The organism is Labrys sp. KB_33_2 (assembly GCF_052114505.1).
GTDB lineage: Bacteria > Pseudomonadota > Alphaproteobacteria > Rhizobiales > Labraceae > Labrys.
On sequence record NZ_JBFREW010000081.1, the window covers coordinates 1 to 598 of the forward strand.

The 598-nt window shown below is 67.1% G+C and carries 2 protein-coding genes; both read right to left on the reverse strand.

What is annotated here, in order from left to right; translation table 11 throughout:
- The coding region (locus AB4037_RS34620; protein WP_441774682.1) for a PqiC family protein at positions 1–375 on the reverse strand (375 nt) is incomplete at its 3' end.
- Positions 375–598 (reverse strand): hypothetical protein (locus AB4037_RS34625; protein ID WP_441774683.1); only part of this gene is annotated, 224 nt, incomplete at its 5' end. The genes AB4037_RS34620 and AB4037_RS34625, both read right to left, overlap by 1 nt.

Below are 598 nucleotides of genomic sequence, written 5' to 3' on the forward strand. Positions count from 1 at the left end.
GCCGGCCGCTTCCTTGCCCGACACGGTCTGGCTGGTGGTCACCAGCGAGCCGGCGGGCAGGCGCCGGCGCAAATTCTCGGCGAGCACGCGCTGCACCATGGAGCCCATCGGCTCGCCCCAGCGTTCGAACTCGGAGACGCCGAGCTGGACGTCGCCGGAGCGGCGCACCAACTGGGGCCGATCGAGATATTTGGCGACATCCACTGTTTCGATCGACACCGAGACGGGCCGGCCCGCCACCCGTTGTCCGCCCTGGGAGGCCAGGGTGTAGATCTTGGCCTCGGGCGATGCGCAGGCCGCAAGCAGGCAGAGAGCCAGGCCCAGGCCCGTGAGGGCCGCGAGGCGTCCAGAACGACGGAAGGAGGAGAACGGCATCAGTTGCTTCCTCTGGTCTTGCCCCGGATCAGGGATTCGGGGTGCTGCTGCATATAGTCGGTGAGCACGCGAATGGAGCGCACGGCATCGTCGACCTGCGACATCAGGCGCGTGAGGTCGCGCTTGAAGCTGGACGAGCTGCCATAGCCCTGGTCGAAAGAGCCCAGGGTGGAATTGATGCGTTTCATCGACTGCTGGGCGGTGTCGAGCACCGGCTGCAGCC